The organism is Bilophila sp. 4_1_30 (assembly GCF_000224655.1).
GTDB lineage: Bacteria > Desulfobacterota > Desulfovibrionia > Desulfovibrionales > Desulfovibrionaceae > Bilophila > Bilophila wadsworthia.
The window spans coordinates 996,249-1,014,614 of record NZ_JH114231.1 but is presented as its reverse complement, the minus strand read 5'-3'; the positions used below and the strand labels follow the sequence as shown (position 1 = coordinate 1,014,614).

The following is an 18,366-nucleotide window of genomic DNA, read 5'->3' as shown; positions in this document are numbered from 1 at the left end:
CCCCTCCCTTCCCCGGACCCCCATCCCTCCCCCCTCCCAAGACTTTCGGCTGGTGGGGAGGCCGCCCGGCAGGAGTCCCTGTCGGATGGGCAGAGGGATGGAGCGGAAAAGGGCGGCTGTGCCGGGAGCCTGCGGATTACGGCTGGCCCCGTTTCAGCGCCGTTTCGAGGGAGGGATGGGTTAGGCTTCCAAAATAGCCTGATACGCGAGCTTGGTAGAGTAGAGGTCGGCCTTGGAAAGCAGCTCGAAGGGGCTGTGCATGGAGAGGACGGCTGGGCCGAGATCGATGGTGTCCATGCCGTAGGCCGCGAGATAGAGGGCTACCGTGCCGCCCCCGCCGTGATCGACCTTGCCGAGTTCGGCCATCTGCCACGGGATGTTCTTCCGATTGAGCACGCCGCGCAGCCAACCGATGTACTCGGGGTGGGCGTCGTTGGCCCCGTACTTGCCGCGCGAGCCGGTGAACTTGCAGAACGTGGGGCCGTGCCCGATGATCGAGGCGTTGAGCTTTTCGTGCAGATCCTGCCAGTCGGGGTCGGTAGCCGCGTGCACGTCGCCGGAAACGGCCGTGGAGTTTTGGAAAACGTCGCGGACCTTGGTTCCAGGCTCCCACGCCTCAACGAGATCTTCCATGCAATACTCAAGAAAACGGCCTTGCGCGCCTGTGGAGCCTTCGGAGCCGATTTCTTCCTTATCCCAGAAGATCAGGCAGTTGGCGTGTTCGGGAGCTTGCGCGTCCAGGAAGGCGGACAGCGCGGTGAACACACAAACGCGGTCATCCTGCCCGTAGCCGCCGATGAGGGCGGCATCAAGGCCGACGTAGCGCGCCGGGCCGGCGGGCACGGCCTGCAATTCGGCGGACATCAGATCCTCTTCGCGGATGCCGTATTTACGGTTGAGGAGGGCGAGGATGTTCGCCCGGACCGGATCTTTCTGTTCTTTTGCGGTTTCGTCCGTATCGGAAGCGGAAGGCAGCGGGCTGTGCCCCAGGATCACGTTGAGCTTTTCCGCGTCAAAGGCGTCGGCCACGGTCTTGGTGACTTCCTTCTGTGCCAGATGCGGCAGCAGGTCAGCGATGGTGAACACCGGATCGCCGGGGTCCTCGCCCAGTACGACCTTGATGGACGTGCCGTCCTCTTTGACGATCACGCCGTGCAGGGCGAGAGGCCGGGCCAGCCACTGGTATTTGCGGATGCCGCCGTAGTAATGGGTCTTGGCTTGCCCGATACCCACCTGTTCCTGAAGTGGGCGCTGCTTGAAGTCAAGGCGCGGGGCGTCGGTGTGGGCGCTGATGAGGCGCACGCCCGAAGCGAGCGGCTTCTTGCCCTTGCGCGCCACGAAGACGGCCTTGCCCCGATAGGTACGAAACACGAGATCCTTCTTGAAATCTTCGGAAAATCCGGCAGCCTTCAATGCTTCAACCACGAGATCCACGGTTTCGCGTTCGGTTTTCGCATGGGAGAGGAAATCCATGTAGCGGGTGGCCAGCACGTCCATCTGTTTTTGGCTTACCGCATCGGCGTAGTGTTTCCAGCCATTTTTGGTGTCGAAATCGAATTCGTTGCTCATGTATGCTATCCTTTATGGTTTGGAGCGTCGTGATATGGTTTTCTTTCTCTCTACTTTTCGTGAGAGAGCCCGAGGCCTTACCATGTGAAACCTGTGTCCTGGCAGGCCGCTATTGTGCTCACGCCTGATTCAGCGCAGCCGCGATAACATTGGCGGCCATGGGCAGTTCCTCGTCGGCCAGCGTACGCGGATCGAGCAGGAAGGCATGATCCTCAAGGCGTCCGATCAGGGGCGGAACGGTTTCGAGCAGGCGTTGCTTGAGGCATTCCGGCGTGCATCCCGTGGGAACGACGCGCACGAGTGTTGTCGGCAGCGCGTTCTCGGGGAACGAGCCGCCGCCGACGCGGGATTCTCCCCGCACCAGCCGGATTTCGGCCTTTTCCCCGCACGTCTTGCGGAGGCGGGAAGCCAGACGCGAGGCCCGGCGCTTGAGTTCGTCCGGTGCTGCGGTGATCATCGCGACCGTGGGGATGCGCTTCCGGGCGAGCTGCTCGTCCAGATACAGCCGTAGGGTTGCTTCAAGGGCGGCGAGGGTCATCTTGTCGATGCGCAGTGCCCGGTTCAGCGGGTTCCGCTTGATTTTTTCGATGATCGCCTTCGCCCCCACGATAATCCCGGCCTGCGGGCCTCCGAGCACTTTGTCACCAGAGAAGGTAACCACGTCCGCGCCGGCGGCAACCACCGAACGCACGGTCGGTTCGCCGGGCAGCCCGGCTGCGGTGAAGTCGAGGAAGCTGCCGCTGCCCAGATCCTCAATGAGCGGGAGGCCGTGCCGGTGCGCCATGTCCGCGAGTTCTTCAACGGGCACGTCCGCATGGAAACCGACGATGCGGTAGTTCGACGTATGGACGCGCATGAGGGCGACCGTACGCTCGTTGATGGCGTTTTCGTAGTCCTGCGGGTGGACGCGGTTGGTGCATCCGACCTCGCGCAGGGTGGCTCCGCTGCGTTCCATGACGTCAGGAATGCGGAAGCTGCCTCCGATTTCCACAAGCTGCCCCCGGGCGACCACAACTTCGCCGCCGGAACAGAGCGCGTCCATCGTGATCAGCACGGCGGCGGCATTGTTGTTGACCACAAGGGCTGCTTCGGCTCCCGTAAGCGTGCAGAGCAGCTCCTCAACGTGGCTGTAGCGGCTGCCGCGTTCCCCTGTGGCAAGGTTCAACTCAAGGTTGGAGTACCCCCGGCAAGCCTTGAGGATGGCGTTCACGGCCTCGTCCGCGAGGACGGAGCGGCCCATATTGGTATGGATGACGACTCCGGTGGCATTGAGCACGCGGCGGAAGCGCGGTGCGGCCTCTTTTTCCGCGAAGGCGGCGAGCCGGGGGAGCAGGGCGTCCAGGCCGAGCTGCCCGGAATCCGTAAGGCGTCCTTCTTTGATGTCTCTGCGGCAGCCGTCCAGAAAGGCGTTGGTGAGCGACCGGAGCAATGGGCGGGGCGTCGTTGCGTACAGTACGGGCGCGGCGTTTTCCAGTCCGCTCAGGCAGGCGTCGACCGAAGGCAGGGAGCGAAAGAGGTTGTTCATGTTTTTTCCTGCGAAAAGTGTGGGAGGATGCGTCCACTGTAGGAAGGCTCTTCCCACCTGCTCTGATGCCGCATCCGGCGGGATGAACTTCGAACGAGGCATCACTATAATAAAGATATCCCGCTCCTAGGGATGGCTGCGAACAGGGATTCGATAAACACAACAGTCTTTGAAGAGAAGGGGGCGGGCCGCGTTGGCGGGGTTGGGGAAGGGGGAGAAACTTTCTCCAGAAAATTTCTCCCCCCTCCCCAATTCTCTATTCCTTTTTCCCCTTCTCGCTAGACAAGCTCCTGCTCCAGCGTTTGCGGGTGAAGGTTAAAGAACTCGCCGAGCAAATACAAGGAGCCGCACAAAAGGACGGGGTGCCTGTCCGCATCTTCGGCGGGAACGAAGGAGGCCGTTTCTTTCAGGGCGAGGCTCAGGCGCTGGGTCGGCTGCGTGATGGCTGGCCCGCGCCCTTCGGCAAGGAGTTTTGCGAGTTCTTCACCGTTCATGGCCCGCTCGTTGTCCTGAATCGTCGGGACAAACAGTGGCGCGTCCCCGGCGATGCGGCGGATAAACGGCAGCATGTCGGAAATATCCTTGTCCGCAAGGCAGGAGAAGATGACGGCGGCGGGCTGGATGTCCGCATCTCGGACTGCCGTTTCGAACGCACGCAGGCCGTGGGGGTTGTGCGCGCCGTCAAGGATCAGGGGCGGCAGGCCGTTGCAGGCCGGGATGCGCTGGAACCGTCCGGGGAAGTGCGCGGAAGCCAGCCCCTTGGCGGCGGTTTCGGGCATATTGGGCCAATGGTGCTGATCGGCGAGCCAGTCCCATACGGCGATGGCCAGCCGGGCATTGACGCGCTGGTGCGGTCCGGCGAGCCCGAGGGCGGATTGCGGAAACGGGAGCGAGGCCGTTTCACGGAGTTCCGCGCCTTTTTCCTGTGCGGTGCGGAGAAGGCAGTCGAGAGCCTCGGCTTCCTGCGGTGCAGTGAAGGCCGGGACGCCGGGGCGCATGGCCTGCGACTTGTCGGAGGCGATGTCCGTCAGGGTAGGGCCGAGGATTTTTTCGTGGTCCATGCCTATGGGCGTGAAGCAGACGGCCTGTACCGGCATGGCCGTTGTGGCGTCGTAGTGGCCGCCAAGCCCCGCTTCCATGACGACGAGATCCACTCCCGCTTCGGCGAAGGCGAGCAGGCCGAGGGCCGTGAGGAATTCGAAATAAGTCAGGTTGGGTGCCGCTTCCATGACACGGTCGGCCAGCACGGGCCAGCGGTCCGCGGGCAGCATCGTTCCGTTGATGCGGATACGTTCGCGCGGGGTGACGAAATGCGGCGAGGTATAGAGGCCGACTTTCAGCCCATGCGCGCGGGCGACGCACGACAGGAAGGTGGAGGTGGAGCCTTTGCCGTTGGTGCCGACGATCTGCACGGTCACGAACGGGGGCGTGAGCAGCCCCAGCGTGTCCAACGCGTTTCGCATCCGGTCAAGGCCGAAGTCCATGTGAAAGAGCCCGAGGGCGTCGAGATGATCTTGTACGTCGTCGAAAGAATGGAAGCGCATTATCATGCCTTTGCGGTGGGTTGGGTGATGGGCGCCGGACGGCGTCCCGCCGGCGCGGCACGGGACGGTCCCGCTTCGTCGGCATGGGGCAGAAACTAGCCTCTTTTTTCAGGAAGGAAAAGATGCGGAGAGGCCGCGCATGTGGCCGGCCCGGAGCGCGCCGGACGAGGAAGCGCCGAGGTTTTCGGCGTTCCGGTGGGAATGGGAAAGCCCGTGACGGACGCCGGGGCCGCTTTCGTAACGGGTAAAATATTTTGTATAATAAATAATTACATATGGTTTTATACATTTGTCACCCTCTTGACAAGGTGGGTGGAATGGACGACAAAGTGGGGGAAAGTGGGAAAAAGTGGAGTATCCTGACAAAAGGGCCTCGGAGGCCGGATATGTTGTTTCGCGGACAGTCCTATAGAAGCCTTGATGCCAAAGGCCGTCTGATGCTCCCTCCGGAGTTTCGGGATGCGCTGACGGCATCTTCAACGGACGGTACGTTTGTGCTGACGACATATGACGGCTGCCTTGTCGGTTATCCAGGACCCCTCTGGAACGAACTGGAAGAGCGTTTTGGCCGTCTCCGGAACAGTTCGAGGAAAATCCGGGACTTTCGCCGTCTGGTGCTCGGCGGCGCGGAGGATCAGTCCTTTGACGCGCAAGGCAGGATACGCCTTTCCCGCGCGCATGTGGAATATGCCGGGCTCGAACACGACGCCGTCGTGGTCGGACAGGGCGACAAGTTTGAAATATGGGATCAGGCCCGGTTCAAGGCTCTGCTCTCACAGGATTTTGACGATGTGGCCGATGAACTGGCTGAAAGCGGCATCGACTTCTCTTTTTAAGAATCCCCGGACACGCTGTTTATGACGTGCAGCCGGAACACGCCGGCCGCAGGGGCGGCTATGCTTTTGCAGCAGGACGAAACGAACCCATGAATTCCGATACCTCCATGCCTTCTCCTGAATCCGTACACATTTCCGTATTGCTGAACGAAGCGGTGGACGCGCTGGCTCCCAAAGCGGGCGGGCGTTATCTCGACGGCACGGTCGGCATGGGCGGCCATTCCTTTGCCATCATGGAGCGCACGGGCGGCGAGGGCTTTTTGTGCGGTCTGGACAGGGACACGCAAGCCCTTGAGCTTGCGCGTATCCGTCTGGCTCCGTTCGGGGATCGCGTCCATCTCGTGCACACCCGCTACAGTGAATTCGAAGCGGCGCTGGACGGGATCGGCTGGGATGCCGTCGACGGGGCCCTCATAGACATTGGCGTCTCTTCGCTCCAGATCGATTCGGCGGAACGCGGTTTCAGCTTCAGCTCCGATGGCCCCCTCGATATGCGCATGGACCGTGATTCCGAGGAATTGCCGGTGAGCCGCCTTGTGAATCGGGCCAAGCTTGAGGATCTGAAGGACATCATCGAACGCTACGGTGAAGATCCGCAGGCCGGGCGTATCGCGCGGGCCATCGTGGAGGCGCGGGTGCGCAAGCCCATCGAAACCACCGGGGAACTGGCGGCTCTTGTGGAGCGCGCCTATCCGGCGGCATGGCGGGCCAAGGCCCGGAACCACCCCGCCACGCGCACGTTTCAGGCGCTGCGCATGGCGGTCAACGACGAGATCGGCGAACTGGAACGGTTCCTCGACGCTATCCTCGGCCGGTTGAAGCCGGGCGGGCGCGTCGCGGTCATTTCCTTCCATTCCTTGGAGGATCGGGTGGTGAAGCACCGCATGAAGGCATGGGCGCAGGGCTGTATCTGCCCCAAGCACATCCCCGTGTGCGTGTGCCATCATGTGCCGGAAGCCCTGCTTGTGACCCCGAAGCCCGTTTGCCCTTCCGAACGGGAACTCATGCTGAACCCCCGCGCGGGCAGCGCCAAGCTGCGTGTGGCGGAAAAACTGGATCCTCATGCCCGTCAGGCCGATGAGGAATCCGGCGAAGAGGCCGCGCGCCTGCGGTACGAAGCCAAGCGCGCCGCGCGCCTGGCCCGGCACGGGCGTGAAGGACGGGAGCGGGCATGAGCCAGATGTCGTCGAGCGGCTGGCTGCTGGCCTTCATCATTTCGCTGCTGTTGAGCCTTCTTATGGGGCTCGCGCTGGTGTGGCTCAGCATTGAGCGTACGGATAAGGCATACTCCATCCGTCAGCTCAGGAACGAGGTGGAGCAGCGCGCCGTCCTCAAAACCAAACTTGAAGTGGAACGGGATAGGCTGCTGGCTCCGCATGTATTGCGCCGTAAAGCCATCCAGCTCGGCATGAGCGAGGCCAAACCCGGTCAGATCCGGCGGATGCCCGATCCGGGGCCTGAAGCCGGGGTACAATAGCCTCCGCCCGAGCGGGCCAGGGGTCAGGTTTCTATGGCATATCTGGGCGCGCGCAAGCGCACGACTCGACAAGCTTCTTCGCAGGCCGTCAACCGACGTCGTTCGGAAGGCGGGCCTCGCGCATGGTTTGCGTCCATTGACTGGAACAGCGTCCGGTTCCGTACGGTGGCGGTGCTTTTTTTCGTTGTGTGGGGTGCTCTGTGGGTCCGGGCCGGATATGTCCAGCTTTGGGAAGGCCCCTTTCTTGCCGAACGCGCAAGGCGGCAGCATATGGCCGCCGAAACCGTGGCCATGCCCCGCGGCATGATCACCGATCGCAACGGCCACATCCTCGCCCGCAGCGTGGAGTGTTGTTCCGTATACGCGAATCCGAGCATCATCACGGACATAGAGGCCACGGCGACGACGCTGGCCGGGGTGCTCGGGCGTCCGGTCGATCAGATCAAACCCCTGCTGGAAAAAAAGCGCAGCTTTGTCTGGCTTGCCCGCCGCGTGGACGATGCCACGGCCGAGGCCATTCGGCAGGCGGACCTTACGGGCGTCGAGCTGTCCCGCGAATTCGAGCGTATTTACCCTTACCGTCAGGTGGCGGGCCAGTTGCTCGGTTTCGTCGGTATGGACGGCAAGGGGCTTGAGGGCATTGAGCGTTCGTTTGACGAGCAGCTTGGCGGCCTTTCCGTGCGTCAGGCCGTGCGGCGCGACGCTTCGGGCCGTGAATTCTACGTGAACAGCAATTATGAGGCGCAGCCCGCCGAGGATGTGCATCTGACCCTCGATTTGCAGGTGCAGTCCATTGCCGAGGAGGAAATCTCCAAGGCTGTCACCGAGTTCGGCGCGAAATGGGGCGGCGTGCTTGTGGTGGATGTGGCCGCCGGCGATGTCCTCGCCTGGGCGCAGTTCCCCTTTTTCAATCCCAATTCCTACAATCAGTACCGTCCGAGCGAGTACCGCAACCGTCTGGCGCAGGACGCGCTGGAACCGGGGTCCACGTTCAAGCCGTTTTTGATCGCGTCGGCGCTCCAGGAAGGGGTCGTCACCCGCGATACCACGTTCAATTGCGAAAACGGGTTGTGGAAAAGCCGGTACATCACCATCCGGGACGACAGCCGCCCGAAACAGAACATCCAGAGCGTGGCGAAGATCCTCGCCAACTCGAGCAATATCGGCTGCGGCAAAATCGGGCTGGAGCTTGGCGCGGTCAAGTACCAGCGTTACCTTTCCCGGCTTGGCTTCGGCGAACGCACGAGCGTCCAGCTCGCCGAGAGCCGCGGCATCCTGCGCCCGGCGCGCGAATGGAGCGAGGCCGACCTTATTTCCTCTTCATTCGGACAGAGCCTTTCGGTTACGGTACTCCAGATGGCGCAGGCGTACCTGACGCTTGCCAATGAAGGGGTGTACAAACCCCTGCGGATCGTTCTCACCGACGATGTGGGCGGAGGGGACCAGCGTATTTTTTCCAAGAACACCACGCGGGAAGTGCTTTCCATGATGCGTGAGGTCGTCGATGAGGGCACGGGCAAGCGTGCCGCCATCCCCGGCGTCTCCGTGGCGGGCAAGACCGGTACGGCGCAGAAGGCGTTTCGCGGCAAGTATGGCGGAGAGCGCACCGCGTCGTTCGTAGGGCTCGTGCCCGCCGAAAAACCGCAATATCTGGTGGTCATTTTTATTGACGAACCGTCGAAAGTGAAATACGGCGGCGTGATCGCTGCTCCGGTGTTCAAGTCCGTGACGTCGCGGGTCATGGCGTATCATGGCTCGCTGCCGGACCCCGGCGCGCTGACCCCGGCGCAGATCAAGGCCCAGGAAAAGGCCGAGGCCCGGGCCCGCGCCCGTGCGGTGCGGCGGGGGAGCAAGGAAAAGACCGTGCTCGGCGAGTACCGCAGCGAGTTGGCGACGAAGAAGACGGCGTTGCCGGTTCGGGATTCGGGAACGGTCCCGGACGTGGTGGGGCAGTCCGTGCGGCGGGCTGTGGAAATGTTTGCCCGGCAGGGGCTTGTCCCTGTCATCAAGGGCAATGGTTCAAGAGTGGTACGACAAACGCCGGAACCGGGCGTGCGTTGGGCGGGGAAGGATTCGGCCCCCACGTCATGCGTTCTTTGGCTTTCGGAGCAGGAATAATGGGAATGTATCCGCTTTCGTTACTGGAATCCCGCGTGGCCGCGCAGGGGATGGAGTTGTGCATCGACTCCCGCAAGGCGACCCCCGGTTGTGTGTTTGTGGCTCTGCCCGGCAGCAGTGCTGATGGTTCTCAGTTCATTGCCGACGCCGTGGCGCGGGGGGCCGGGTACGTGGTCTGTCGCCCTGAATCCGCCGGGAACTGCGGCGAAGCGGAAGTCGTCGACTGTGCCGATCCCCGCCAGGCCCTTGGGCTGTTGGCCCGCGCCCGGTACGGCACGGCCTCTCTCCCGTTCCCCGTGGTCGGCGTGACCGGGACCAACGGCAAGACCACCACGACCTATCTGCTCGATCATCTGTTCGCCTCCGCCGGGAAGAAGACCGGCGTGCTCGGTACGGTTTCCTACCGCTGGCCGGGGCATCATGAGGACGCGCCCATGACCACTCCGGATTGCCTCGATGTGCACACCATGCTGGCCGACATGCGCGCCGCCGGTGTGGACATGGCCTTCATGGAAGTTTCTTCGCACGCACTGGATCAGAACCGCGTCGCGGGCGTCGGCTTCGGCGGGGCCGTGTTCTCGAACCTGACGCAGGATCACCTTGACTACCATCACGATATGGAAACGTATTTCAAGGCAAAGGCCAAGCTGTTCCTTGATGGGGACGGCAAACCTTTCGCGGATCGCGTGATGGCCATCGGCACGGATAATCCGTGGGGGGCCCGTCTGGCGGGCATGGCCCCCGAAGCCATCGGTTTTGGCCTGACGGCCTCCGGTGCCTCCGGACGCTACCTTGAGGGGAAAGTCCTTTCCAGTACGACCGCCGGGTTGCGCCTGCACGCTCGTTTTGAAGGCCGCGAATGGGAATTCACGTCGCCGCTGGTAGGCAATTACAATGCGGAAAACCTGCTCGCCGTGCAGGCCGTCGCCCTCGGGTTCGGCCTCGATCCCGAAGCGTTCCGTTGTTTCGAAACCTTCTGCGGCGTGCCGGGCCGTTTGGAGCGCATCCTCAATCCGCAGAATCTCGATGTCTTTGTGGACTATGCGCATACGCCCGACGCGCTGATCAACGTCCTCAACGCGCTGCGTGGGGCGGGCTTCAAGCGTATCGTCACCGTGTTCGGCTGCGGGGGCAACCGCGACCGCGCCAAGCGCCCGCTCATGGGCGAAGCCGTGGCCAGGTTGTCCGACGTGGCCGTGCTTACCTCCGACAATCCGCGCCACGAGGAGCCCGAGGCGATCATGGCCGACGTCATGCCCGGCCTCTCCGGTGCCGCCGAAGTGTTTGCCGATCCGGATCGCCGCCGGGCCATTGAAAAGGGCCTTGAGCTCCTGCACCCCGGCGACGCCCTCCTCATCGCGGGCAAGGGGCACGAGAACACGCAGCAGATCGGCGATGTCAAACATCCGTTCAGCGATCAGCAAACCGTCCGGGAGATTCTGGGATGCGCCTGAGTTTTGAAGAGATTGTCCGCGCCGTGGACGGTTCCGCCGTGGCGGGAGCCGCGCCTTGCGGCATCGTGGAAGGCGTGGGCACGGATAGCCGTGCGGTAAAGCCCGGCTCTCTGTTCGTCTGCATCCCCGGCGAAACGTTCGACGGGCACGATTTTGCGGTCAAGGCCGCCGAAGCCGGGGCCGCCGTGCTGCTGGTATCCCGGAATCCGTTCGATGCCGTGCCGCCCGTCCCGCTCATCCTCGTTGAGGATACGGTCAAGGCGCTTGGGAAGCTGGCGCATTGCTGGCGCGAGCGCCTCGGCGAGACCCGGGTGATCGGGCTCACCGGCACGGCGGGCAAAACCACGGTCAAGGAACTGCTCGCGCAGGTCCTGAGCCGCCGCGGGCTTACCGCCAAGACGCACATGAACCTGAACAACCAGATCGGCCTGCCTCTGTCCATGTTGGCGGCGACCGGCGAGGAAGCGTTTTGGGTCATGGAGGCGGGCATCAGCCACCCCAATGATATGGACGAACTGGGGGCCATTCTTGAGCCGGATCTTGCCTTGATCCTCAACGTTGGGCCGGGCCATGCCGCCGGCCTTGGCGATCGGGGGACGGCGCATTACAAGTCGAAACTTCTCGCGCACCTCGCACCCGGCGGGACGGCGATCATCAGCGCCGATTATCCCGATCTCGCGCGCGAAGCCCGTGCCGTACGGCAGGAATTGGTCTTCTTTTCCACCTCGGGACGCCAAGTGGATTACCGTGCGGCCTATGTCGTACCGGCGGGCGAGGACAAAGGGCTGTTCCGGCTGTGGCTGGACGGCGTTTCCATTGATGTGGAGGCTCCGTTCCGTGGGGCGTTCGGTGCGGAAAACGTCATTGCCGTAGCCGCCGTGGCGCACCGTCTGGGGCTGAACGCCGAGGAAATCGCCGCCGGGTTCGCCGGGGCCGCGTTGCCGAAACAGCGCTTTGCCTGTTCGAGGGCCGGGGATTGGCTGGTCATTGACGACAGCTACAACGCCAACCCGTTGTCTTTCTCCCGGATGTTGGAGGCCGCCGCTGAAATGGCCGGGGATCACGCGGACAGGCCCCTTGTGTGCGTGCTCGGCGAAATGGGCGAACTCGGTTCGCTTTCCGAGGATGAGCACCGCAATCTGGGCCGCCTTGTGGCGGATATCAAGCCCCGCCTTGTCTGCTGGAAGGGCGGGCACCTGGAAGAATTTGAAGACGGGTTGCACGCCGGACGTTACGGAGGCGCATTCTGCCCGGTGACGTCCGCCGAGGATATGTTCAAGGGCCTTGCCGCCTGTGATCTCGGCAGCGGTGGGGGCGTGATCCTGTTCAAGGGATCACGTTCGAACAAATTGGAAACGTTGGTCAGCGCCTTTACGGAGGCACAGGCGGGAGAACCCCATGCTGTATAACCTGCTGTATCCGTTGAGCGTTGACTATTCCATCCTCAACATTTTCAAATACATCACCTTCCGCTCCGCATGGGCGCTTGTGACGGCGCTCGCGGTGAGTATCCTCGTCGGGCCTTATTTCATCCGCTGGCTGCAGGCCATCAAGTGCCGTCAGGAAATCCTCAAGGAAGTGAAGGCGCACCAGTGCAAGGCCGGGACCCCCACGATGGGCGGCCTGCTCATCGTATTCGCGGTGAGCGTGAGCGTGCTGCTGTGGGCGGATCTGACCAACGCCTACGTGTGGATGACCATGCTGGTGTTCATCGGGTTTTCGGCGGTGGGGTTCATCGACGACTTCATGAAGGTATCCCACCATCAGAACAAAGGTCTCAGCCCGCGCGCGAAATTTGCCGGTCAGATGCTGGTGGCCGGGATCGCCATGCTCCTGCTGGTGTCGGAACCGGCCTATTCCACACGGCTGGCGTTCCCGTTCTTCAAGACCCTGAACCCGGATCTCGGGTACTGGTACATCCCGTTCGCCATGCTGGTCATGGTGGGGACTTCCAACGCGGTGAATCTGACGGACGGGCTCGACGGGCTGGCTATCGGCCCGATGGTCGTCGCCGGGCTGGTGTTCTCGGTGTATATTTACATCACGGGGCATGTGCGGTTCGCGCAGTACCTGCAACTTGAATACATTTCCGGGGTGGGCGAGGTCGCGGTCTTCTGCAGCGCACTGGCTGGCGCGGGGCTTGGGTTCCTCTGGTTCAACGCCTATCCCGCCCAGATGTTCATGGGCGACGTGGGGTCGCTCGGGCTCGGCGGCGTGCTGGCCTTTCTCGCGGTGCTTTGCAAGCAGGAACTGCTCCTGCTCATCGTGGGCGGCCTGTTCGTGGCGGAAACCCTCTCCGTGATTCTGCAGGTAAGCTATTTCAAGGCCTCGGGCGGGAAGCGCATTTTTCGCATGGCCCCGCTGCATCATCACTATGAAATGAAAGGCATTCCGGAATCGAAGATCATCATCCGGTTCTGGATCATTTCCGTGATGCTTGGGCTTATCGCGTTGTCGGCATTGAAGTTGAGATGACATCGGGAAGACATTCCCTTTACGGCTTTGAAGAAAGGCCGCCTGCTTCGGCTTCCTTTCCCCTCCAAAGCGTTTGGCGATGAGGCAGGGGAAAATTATTCCCGAATCAATTGAAGAGAGAACTTCCCGGCGCGTTTGGAACCATTTGAACCGATTTCGTAGAAAACGGTTCACGGCGGTTTCGAGGGGGCCGGAGGAGATCATCCCCCGGCGGGATCAAGGGGCGTGCCCCTTGCCGCCGGAGGCATCATTCTGGAGTCATGATGAAAGCTGCAAACGAAATGTCCACGAAGCCTGCACCGGCGGTGAAACCGGGCGACCTCGCGGTTGTTGTGGGAGCCGGGGTTTCCGGCGTGTCCGCCGCCAAACTGCTGCACAAGCTTGGTGCGCGGGTGCGGCTGCTGGATCGCTCTTTGGATCGCATCCCGGCTGATTTCGCGGAATGGGCGGAGTCTGCGGGAGTGGAAATCGTATGCGGCGAACATTCCCCGAGCCAGTTCCGGGACGCGAAGCTGGTCGTGCCGAGTCCCGGTGTGGCCGCTGCGGTCATCAGCAAATTTCTGCCCGACGACAATCCGCCGGAAATCATGGCCGAAACCGAACTGGCATGGCGCCAGCTCTCCGGCGAGCCGGTTCTCGGCGTGACCGGGACCAGCGGTAAGACCACGACAACCAGCTTGTGCGCGGCCATGTTGAAGGAACAAGGGCTTGCGGTGTTTACGGGCGGCAATATCGGCACGCCGCTGTCCGAATATATCCTGTCCGGCGAGAAGGCGGATGTAGTGGTGCTGGAATTGTCCAGTTTCCAGTTGCAGACCTGTTCGACGCTGCACCCGCGCGTGGGCATCCTGCTGAACATCAGCGAAAACCATCTCGACTTCCATAAGGACATGGACGAGTACATCAGTGCCAAGATGCGCCTGTTTGCCAACCAGACGGAGGCGGATCTCGCTGTGCTGCAGGACGGCATGGATGAGCTTGCCGGGAAGTACGGAATCAAGGCGCGGAAAATCCATTATGCGGAATCGGAACGTTTCCCGGATATGCAGCTCATGGGCCCGCACAACCGCTGCAATGCCGAAGCGGCATGGCTGGCCTGCCGCGAATTCGGCGTGACCGAGGAAGCCGCAGCCCGTGCCGTTGCCGCGTTCCAGCCCTTGGAGCATCGGCTGGAAAAAGTCGCCGAGATCAACGGCGTGCTGTACGTCAACGATTCCAAGTGTACGACCGTGGAAGCCTTGCGGGTGGCGCTGTCGTCATTCGACCGGCCTGTGGTGCTGCTCGCCGGGGGCAAGTTCAAGGGTGGGGATCTGCCGGGCCTGTGCCCGCTTCTGAAGGAACATGCCCGGTGCGTCGCTCTGTTCGGGGCAAGCCGTGAACGGTTCGAACCCGCGTGGCGGGATACGTTGCCCGTGACGTGGGATCGCACCCTGGAGCAGGCGCTGTGCCGAGTGGCGGGCAAGGACGGACAACCCGCGCTGGCTCATGAAGGCGATGTGGTGCTGCTGGCTCCGGCGTGTTCCAGCTATGACCAATATCCCAACTACCTGCGGCGCGGCGAAGATTTCAAGCGCGTCGTCCATGAGGTGCTCGCATGACAATGGCCCGTCGCCGTGTTCCCTCGTCAGGATTCCGTCCGACGCAGGAGAGCGCCCCTGTCGGTCAATACGACTGGGGATTGATCGCGCTGTTCCTTATGCTGTTGTGCATCGGCCTGCTTATGGTGCTCTCCGCCAGCGGCGTGGTGGCGGAACGCATCAACGGCGACAAGTATTTCTTTTTCAAGCGTCAGCTCATTTATGCCGTCATAGGCGGGGTTGTCATGTGGGTTCTTGCGGCTGTGCCGCGCCACATCCTGTACAAATTCCAGTATCCGTTCCTGCTGTTTGTACTGATGCTGCTGTTTGTGACCCTGAGTCCGCTGGGCGCGCGCGTCAACGGGGCGCAGCGTTGGATTTCGGTGAAATTCTTCTCCATTCAGCCGTTGGAGTTCGCCAAGATCGCGCTTGCTCTCTATCTGGCCTACTTCATGAGCACCAAGCAGGAGCTGGTGAAGACGTTCAGCAAAGGTATTATCCCGCCGTTCGCCATGACGGCCCTGTTTTGTTTTTTGCTGCTGGCCCAGCCTGATTTCGGCGGGGCCGTGGTGCTTTCGCTGATCCTGTTCTTCATGTGCCTGATCGGCGGGACCCGGTTTATTTATCTGTTCATGGCCATCGGCGTGGGTTTGGCTGGCGCGTTGGCCCTGATCATCTTTGAACCGTACCGTGCCCGGCGTCTGGTGGCGTTTCTCGATCCGTTCGCGGATGCCCAGAATGCGGGGTATCAGCTTGTGCAGTCCCTGTATGCGCTCGGTTCCGGCGGCTTCTTCGGCGTGGGCATGGGCGGCAGTTCGCAGAAGATGTTCTATCTGCCCGAAGCGCACAACGACTTTATCATGGCGGTGGTGGGCGAGGAGCTCGGCTTTTTCGGCATGACGCTGATCATGGTGCTGTTCGCCATGCTGTTCATGCGCTGCTACAAGATCATCATGGGGCAGTCGGATCTGCGCGATCGTTTTTCGGCTTTCGGCGTGACGCTGGTGCTGGCCATCGGCGCTACGCTCAATCTGGCCGTGGTTATGGGAATGGCGCCGCCCAAGGGGGTGGCCATGCCGTTTTTGAGCTACGGCGGCAGCAGCCTGCTTGCGAGTATGATGTGCATCGGCTTGCTGCTGAATTTTTCCCGCACGGCGCGGTAACAGGAAAGGATATGGGCGTTCGGGTCATTCTGACCACCGGCGGAACCGGTGGACATATTTTTCCGGCGTTGGCCGTGGCGGAACAGTTGCGGCGCGAAGGCGCCGAGCTGTTGTTCGTCGGTTCGCAGTACGGTTCCGAGGCCAAGCTGGCGAAACAGGCCGGGCTGGAGTTCCGGGGGCTGCCCGTGCGTGGCGTGCTCGGGCGCGGTCTGCGCTCTGTGGGCGCGCTGTGGGGGCTTTTCCGCGCCGTGTTCATGGCTAGGGCTATCGTGAAGGACTTCCGGCCCGACGCCGTGATCGGTTTCGGGGCCTATGCCTCCTTCCCATCGCTGGTGGCGGCCAAGCTTTCCGGCGTTCCCATCGCGGTGCACGAGCAAAACGCCATGCCGGGCCTGACCAACCGCATGTTGGCGAAGCTGGCGAAACGGGTGTTCCTGTCTCTGCCGGACGTGACCGGGGCTTTTGACGCGAAAAAGAGCCAGCTCACAGGCAATCCCGTGCGCGAGGCGATCGTGGAGTCCGGGAAAAACGCTGTTGGGCATCCCGATACCCGCCGTCTATTGGTCATGGGCGGCAGCCAGGGGGCGAAAGCCGTCAATTCCGTGATCCTCGCCAGCCTGGAGCGGCTGACGAAGGCCGGGATCGAAATCCGGCATCAGACCGGCTCTTTCGATCTGGAGCGCGTGCTTGCCGGGTACCGGGCGCACGGTGTCGACGCTTCGGGCGTGACGCCGTTTATTGAAGATGTGGCCGCGGCGTATCAGTGGGCCGATCTGGTGTTGTGCCGGGCAGGGGCGACGTCCGTGGCCGAACTGGCCGTAGCCGGAAAACCCGCCGTGCTCGTGCCCTTCCCCTATGCGACTCACGATCATCAGACATACAACGCTCAGGTTATGGTTGATCAAGGGGCTGCGCTGCTGGTGGCGGAAAAAGACCTCCCGCATCTGGACGCCGGGGGGATGCTCATCAACCTGCTGCTGGACCCCGGCACGCTGCACACGATGTCTCAGATGGCGCACACCTGCGCGCGTCCCGATGCCGCCTCCAAAGTGGCGCAGGGCGTTCTTGCGCTGTGCCGCCGGAGCTGAAAAAGGAAACGATGATGCGTACCAAGTTTACGAAAATCCATATGATCGGCATCGGCGGCTCGGGCATGAGCGGTATTGCCGAAGTGCTCTTGAACCTCGGCTATGAAGTGCACGGCTCGGACATGGCGGACGGCCCCGTGGTTCAGCGTCTGCGCTCGCTTGGGGCGGATATCCATATCGGGCACGCCGCCGGGAATGTGGATGACGTCAACGTGCTGGTAAAGTCCAGCGCGGTTGCGGAAGACAATCCCGAAGTGGTCGCCGCCCGCCAGAAGGGCATCCCGGTGATTCCCCGTGCGGAGATGCTGGCGGAGCTTATGCGTCTGCGGACCGGGATCGCCATTGCCGGGACACACGGCAAGACCTCCACGACTTCGCTGACCGCCGCCATTTTCGACGCCGCCAGCCTTGACCCGACGGTCATCATCGGGGGACGGATCAACGCCTATGGGGCCAACGCCCGGCTGGGGCAGGGCGAGTATCTGATCGCCGAAGCCGACGAATCCGACGGCTCGTTCCTTTGCCTGTTGCCGATCATCAACGTCGTGACCAACGTGGACCGCGACCATCTGGATCACTATGGCAATCAGGAAGCCATCGACGAGGCGTTCGTCAGTTTCATGAACCAGATCCCGTTCTACGGGCTGAACGTCGTGTGCGGCGACGACCCCGGCGTGGAGCGTCTGCTGCCCCGCGTGAAGCGTCCCGTCGTGACCTACGGGTTTGGCTCCGGCAACCACATCCGGGCGGAAGTGCTGGAGTGTGGGGTCATCAACCGTTTCAAGGTCTTCATCAAGGGCGAAGAGCTTGGTGAGGTGACGTTGCGTCAGCCGGGCCGCCACAACATCCTGAACGCGCTTGCCGCCATCGGCGTGGCGTTGGATGCCGGCATCGAGCCGCATTTCTGCATCGAGGGATTGGCCCGTTTCGACGGGGTGGGGCGGCGTTTCGAGCACAAGGGCGAAAAAAACGACATCCTTGTCGTGGACGACTACGGGCACCATCCTGTGGAAATCGCCGCGACGCTGGCGACGGCCCGTACTGCCTACCCGGATCGCCGGGTTGTGGTGGCGTTTCAGCCGCACCGTTTCTCGCGGACACAGGCGCTGTTCGGCGAATTCTGTCATGTGCTCGGTACGGTGGACAAACTGTTGCTGACGGAAATCTATCCCGCGTCGGAAAAGCCCATCCCCGGCGTGAACGGGCAGAACCTTGCGCAGGGCATCCGGCAGGTGTCGGACGCGGACGTGAGCTATTTTCAGAATTTTGATGAGATGGTTGCCGCGTTGCCGGATATCCTCAAGCCCGGGGATCTGTTCCTGACTATCGGCGCGGGCAATGTGACCACTGTCGGGCCGCGTTTCCTCGCGTTGGAGTAGAAGATCCATCGTGGGAGGGCGCTTTTTGTAAAAAGCGTCCTCCCACGGACCCCCACCCGCAAAAACGTTGACTGGTGGGGAGGCTGCGCGACGGGAGTCCCGTTGTACGGTACTGGGGGAGTGCTTTGACAAAAACCGGGAACGCAGCGGCGTTTCCGGTA

General features: G+C 62.3%; 14 protein-coding genes. 11 read left to right on the top strand and 3 right to left on the bottom strand.

Translation table 11 applies throughout. The features are described 5' to 3' along the window. Window positions 1–180: 180 nt before the first annotated feature. The 3 genes from HMPREF0178_RS04640 to HMPREF0178_RS04630 all read right to left on the bottom strand — a co-directional run bounded on the left by HMPREF0178_RS04640 (window position 181) and on the right by HMPREF0178_RS04630 (window position 4,638). Window positions 181–1,569: an aminopeptidase gene (locus tag HMPREF0178_RS04640; RefSeq protein WP_009379506.1), complete on the bottom strand. Its 1,389-nt coding sequence runs from the start codon at window positions 1,567–1,569 to the stop codon at window positions 181–183. Window positions 1,570–1,687: 118 nt separating this feature from the next. Further along, on the bottom strand, window positions 1,688–3,094 hold the full coding sequence (gene selA / locus HMPREF0178_RS04635; RefSeq protein WP_009379505.1) for an L-seryl-tRNA(Sec) selenium transferase: 1,407 nt from the start codon (window positions 3,092–3,094) through the stop codon (window positions 1,688–1,690). Between the two features lie 278 nt (window positions 3,095–3,372). Further along, entirely contained in the window at window positions 3,373–4,638 is a 1,266-nt protein-coding gene (locus tag HMPREF0178_RS04630; protein ID WP_009379504.1) for a folylpolyglutamate synthase/dihydrofolate synthase family protein, read from the bottom strand. Window positions 4,639–5,024: 386 nt separating this feature from the next. Here HMPREF0178_RS04630 and mraZ point away from each other — a divergent pair, with 386 nt between their 5' ends. The 11 genes from mraZ to murC all read left to right on the top strand — a co-directional run bounded on the left by mraZ (window position 5,025) and on the right by murC (window position 18,205). Continuing rightward, a complete protein-coding gene (mraZ, locus tag HMPREF0178_RS04625) occupies window positions 5,025–5,474 on the top strand; it encodes a division/cell wall cluster transcriptional repressor MraZ (protein ID WP_009379503.1) in 450 nt (149 codons plus the stop codon). Window positions 5,475–5,563: 89 nt separating this feature from the next. After that, the gene (gene rsmH / locus HMPREF0178_RS04620; protein WP_009379502.1) at window positions 5,564–6,649 is read left to right on the top strand and encodes a 16S rRNA (cytosine(1402)-N(4))-methyltransferase RsmH; all 1,086 of its coding nucleotides are present in this window, start codon (window positions 5,564–5,566) and stop codon (window positions 6,647–6,649) included. Then, window positions 6,646–6,951: a hypothetical protein gene (locus HMPREF0178_RS04615; RefSeq protein WP_005025953.1), complete on the top strand. Its 306-nt coding sequence runs from the start codon at window positions 6,646–6,648 to the stop codon at window positions 6,949–6,951. The genes rsmH and HMPREF0178_RS04615 overlap by 4 nt, the downstream gene beginning before the upstream one ends. Window positions 6,952–6,984: 33 nt before the next feature. Continuing rightward, a complete protein-coding gene (locus HMPREF0178_RS04610; protein ID WP_009379499.1) occupies window positions 6,985–9,069 on the top strand; it encodes a penicillin-binding transpeptidase domain-containing protein in 2,085 nt (694 codons plus the stop codon). After that, window positions 9,069–10,523 (top strand): UDP-N-acetylmuramoyl-L-alanyl-D-glutamate--2,6-diaminopimelate ligase, encoded by a 1,455-nt coding sequence (locus tag HMPREF0178_RS04605; RefSeq protein WP_009379497.1) that lies wholly within the window; start codon window positions 9,069–9,071, stop codon window positions 10,521–10,523. The genes HMPREF0178_RS04610 and HMPREF0178_RS04605 overlap by 1 nt, the downstream gene beginning before the upstream one ends. Then, entirely contained in the window at window positions 10,514–11,932 is a 1,419-nt protein-coding gene (murF, locus tag HMPREF0178_RS04600; RefSeq protein ID WP_009379495.1) for a UDP-N-acetylmuramoyl-tripeptide--D-alanyl-D-alanine ligase, read from the top strand. The genes HMPREF0178_RS04605 and murF overlap by 10 nt, the downstream gene beginning before the upstream one ends. Continuing rightward, on the top strand, window positions 11,922–12,998 hold the full coding sequence (gene mraY / locus HMPREF0178_RS04595; RefSeq protein ID WP_005025962.1) for a phospho-N-acetylmuramoyl-pentapeptide-transferase: 1,077 nt from the start codon (window positions 11,922–11,924) through the stop codon (window positions 12,996–12,998). Before murF ends, mraY begins: the two co-directional genes overlap by 11 nt. Window positions 12,999–13,258: 260 nt before the next feature. Next, window positions 13,259–14,596, top strand: a complete 1,338-nt coding sequence (gene murD / locus HMPREF0178_RS04590; protein ID WP_369736807.1) for a UDP-N-acetylmuramoyl-L-alanine--D-glutamate ligase — start codon at window positions 13,259–13,261, stop codon at window positions 14,594–14,596. Continuing rightward, the gene (ftsW, locus tag HMPREF0178_RS04585; protein WP_009379490.1) at window positions 14,593–15,738 is read left to right on the top strand and encodes a putative lipid II flippase FtsW; all 1,146 of its coding nucleotides are present in this window, start codon (window positions 14,593–14,595) and stop codon (window positions 15,736–15,738) included. Before murD ends, ftsW begins: the two co-directional genes overlap by 4 nt. Before the next feature lie 11 nt (window positions 15,739–15,749). Then, entirely contained in the window at window positions 15,750–16,826 is a 1,077-nt protein-coding gene (gene murG / locus HMPREF0178_RS04580) for an undecaprenyldiphospho-muramoylpentapeptide beta-N-acetylglucosaminyltransferase (protein WP_009379488.1), read from the top strand. A gap of 14 nt (window positions 16,827–16,840) precedes the next feature. Further along, window positions 16,841–18,205 (top strand): UDP-N-acetylmuramate--L-alanine ligase, encoded by a 1,365-nt coding sequence (gene murC, locus HMPREF0178_RS04575; RefSeq protein ID WP_009379487.1) that lies wholly within the window; start codon window positions 16,841–16,843, stop codon window positions 18,203–18,205. Window positions 18,206–18,366 lie beyond the last annotated feature (161 nt).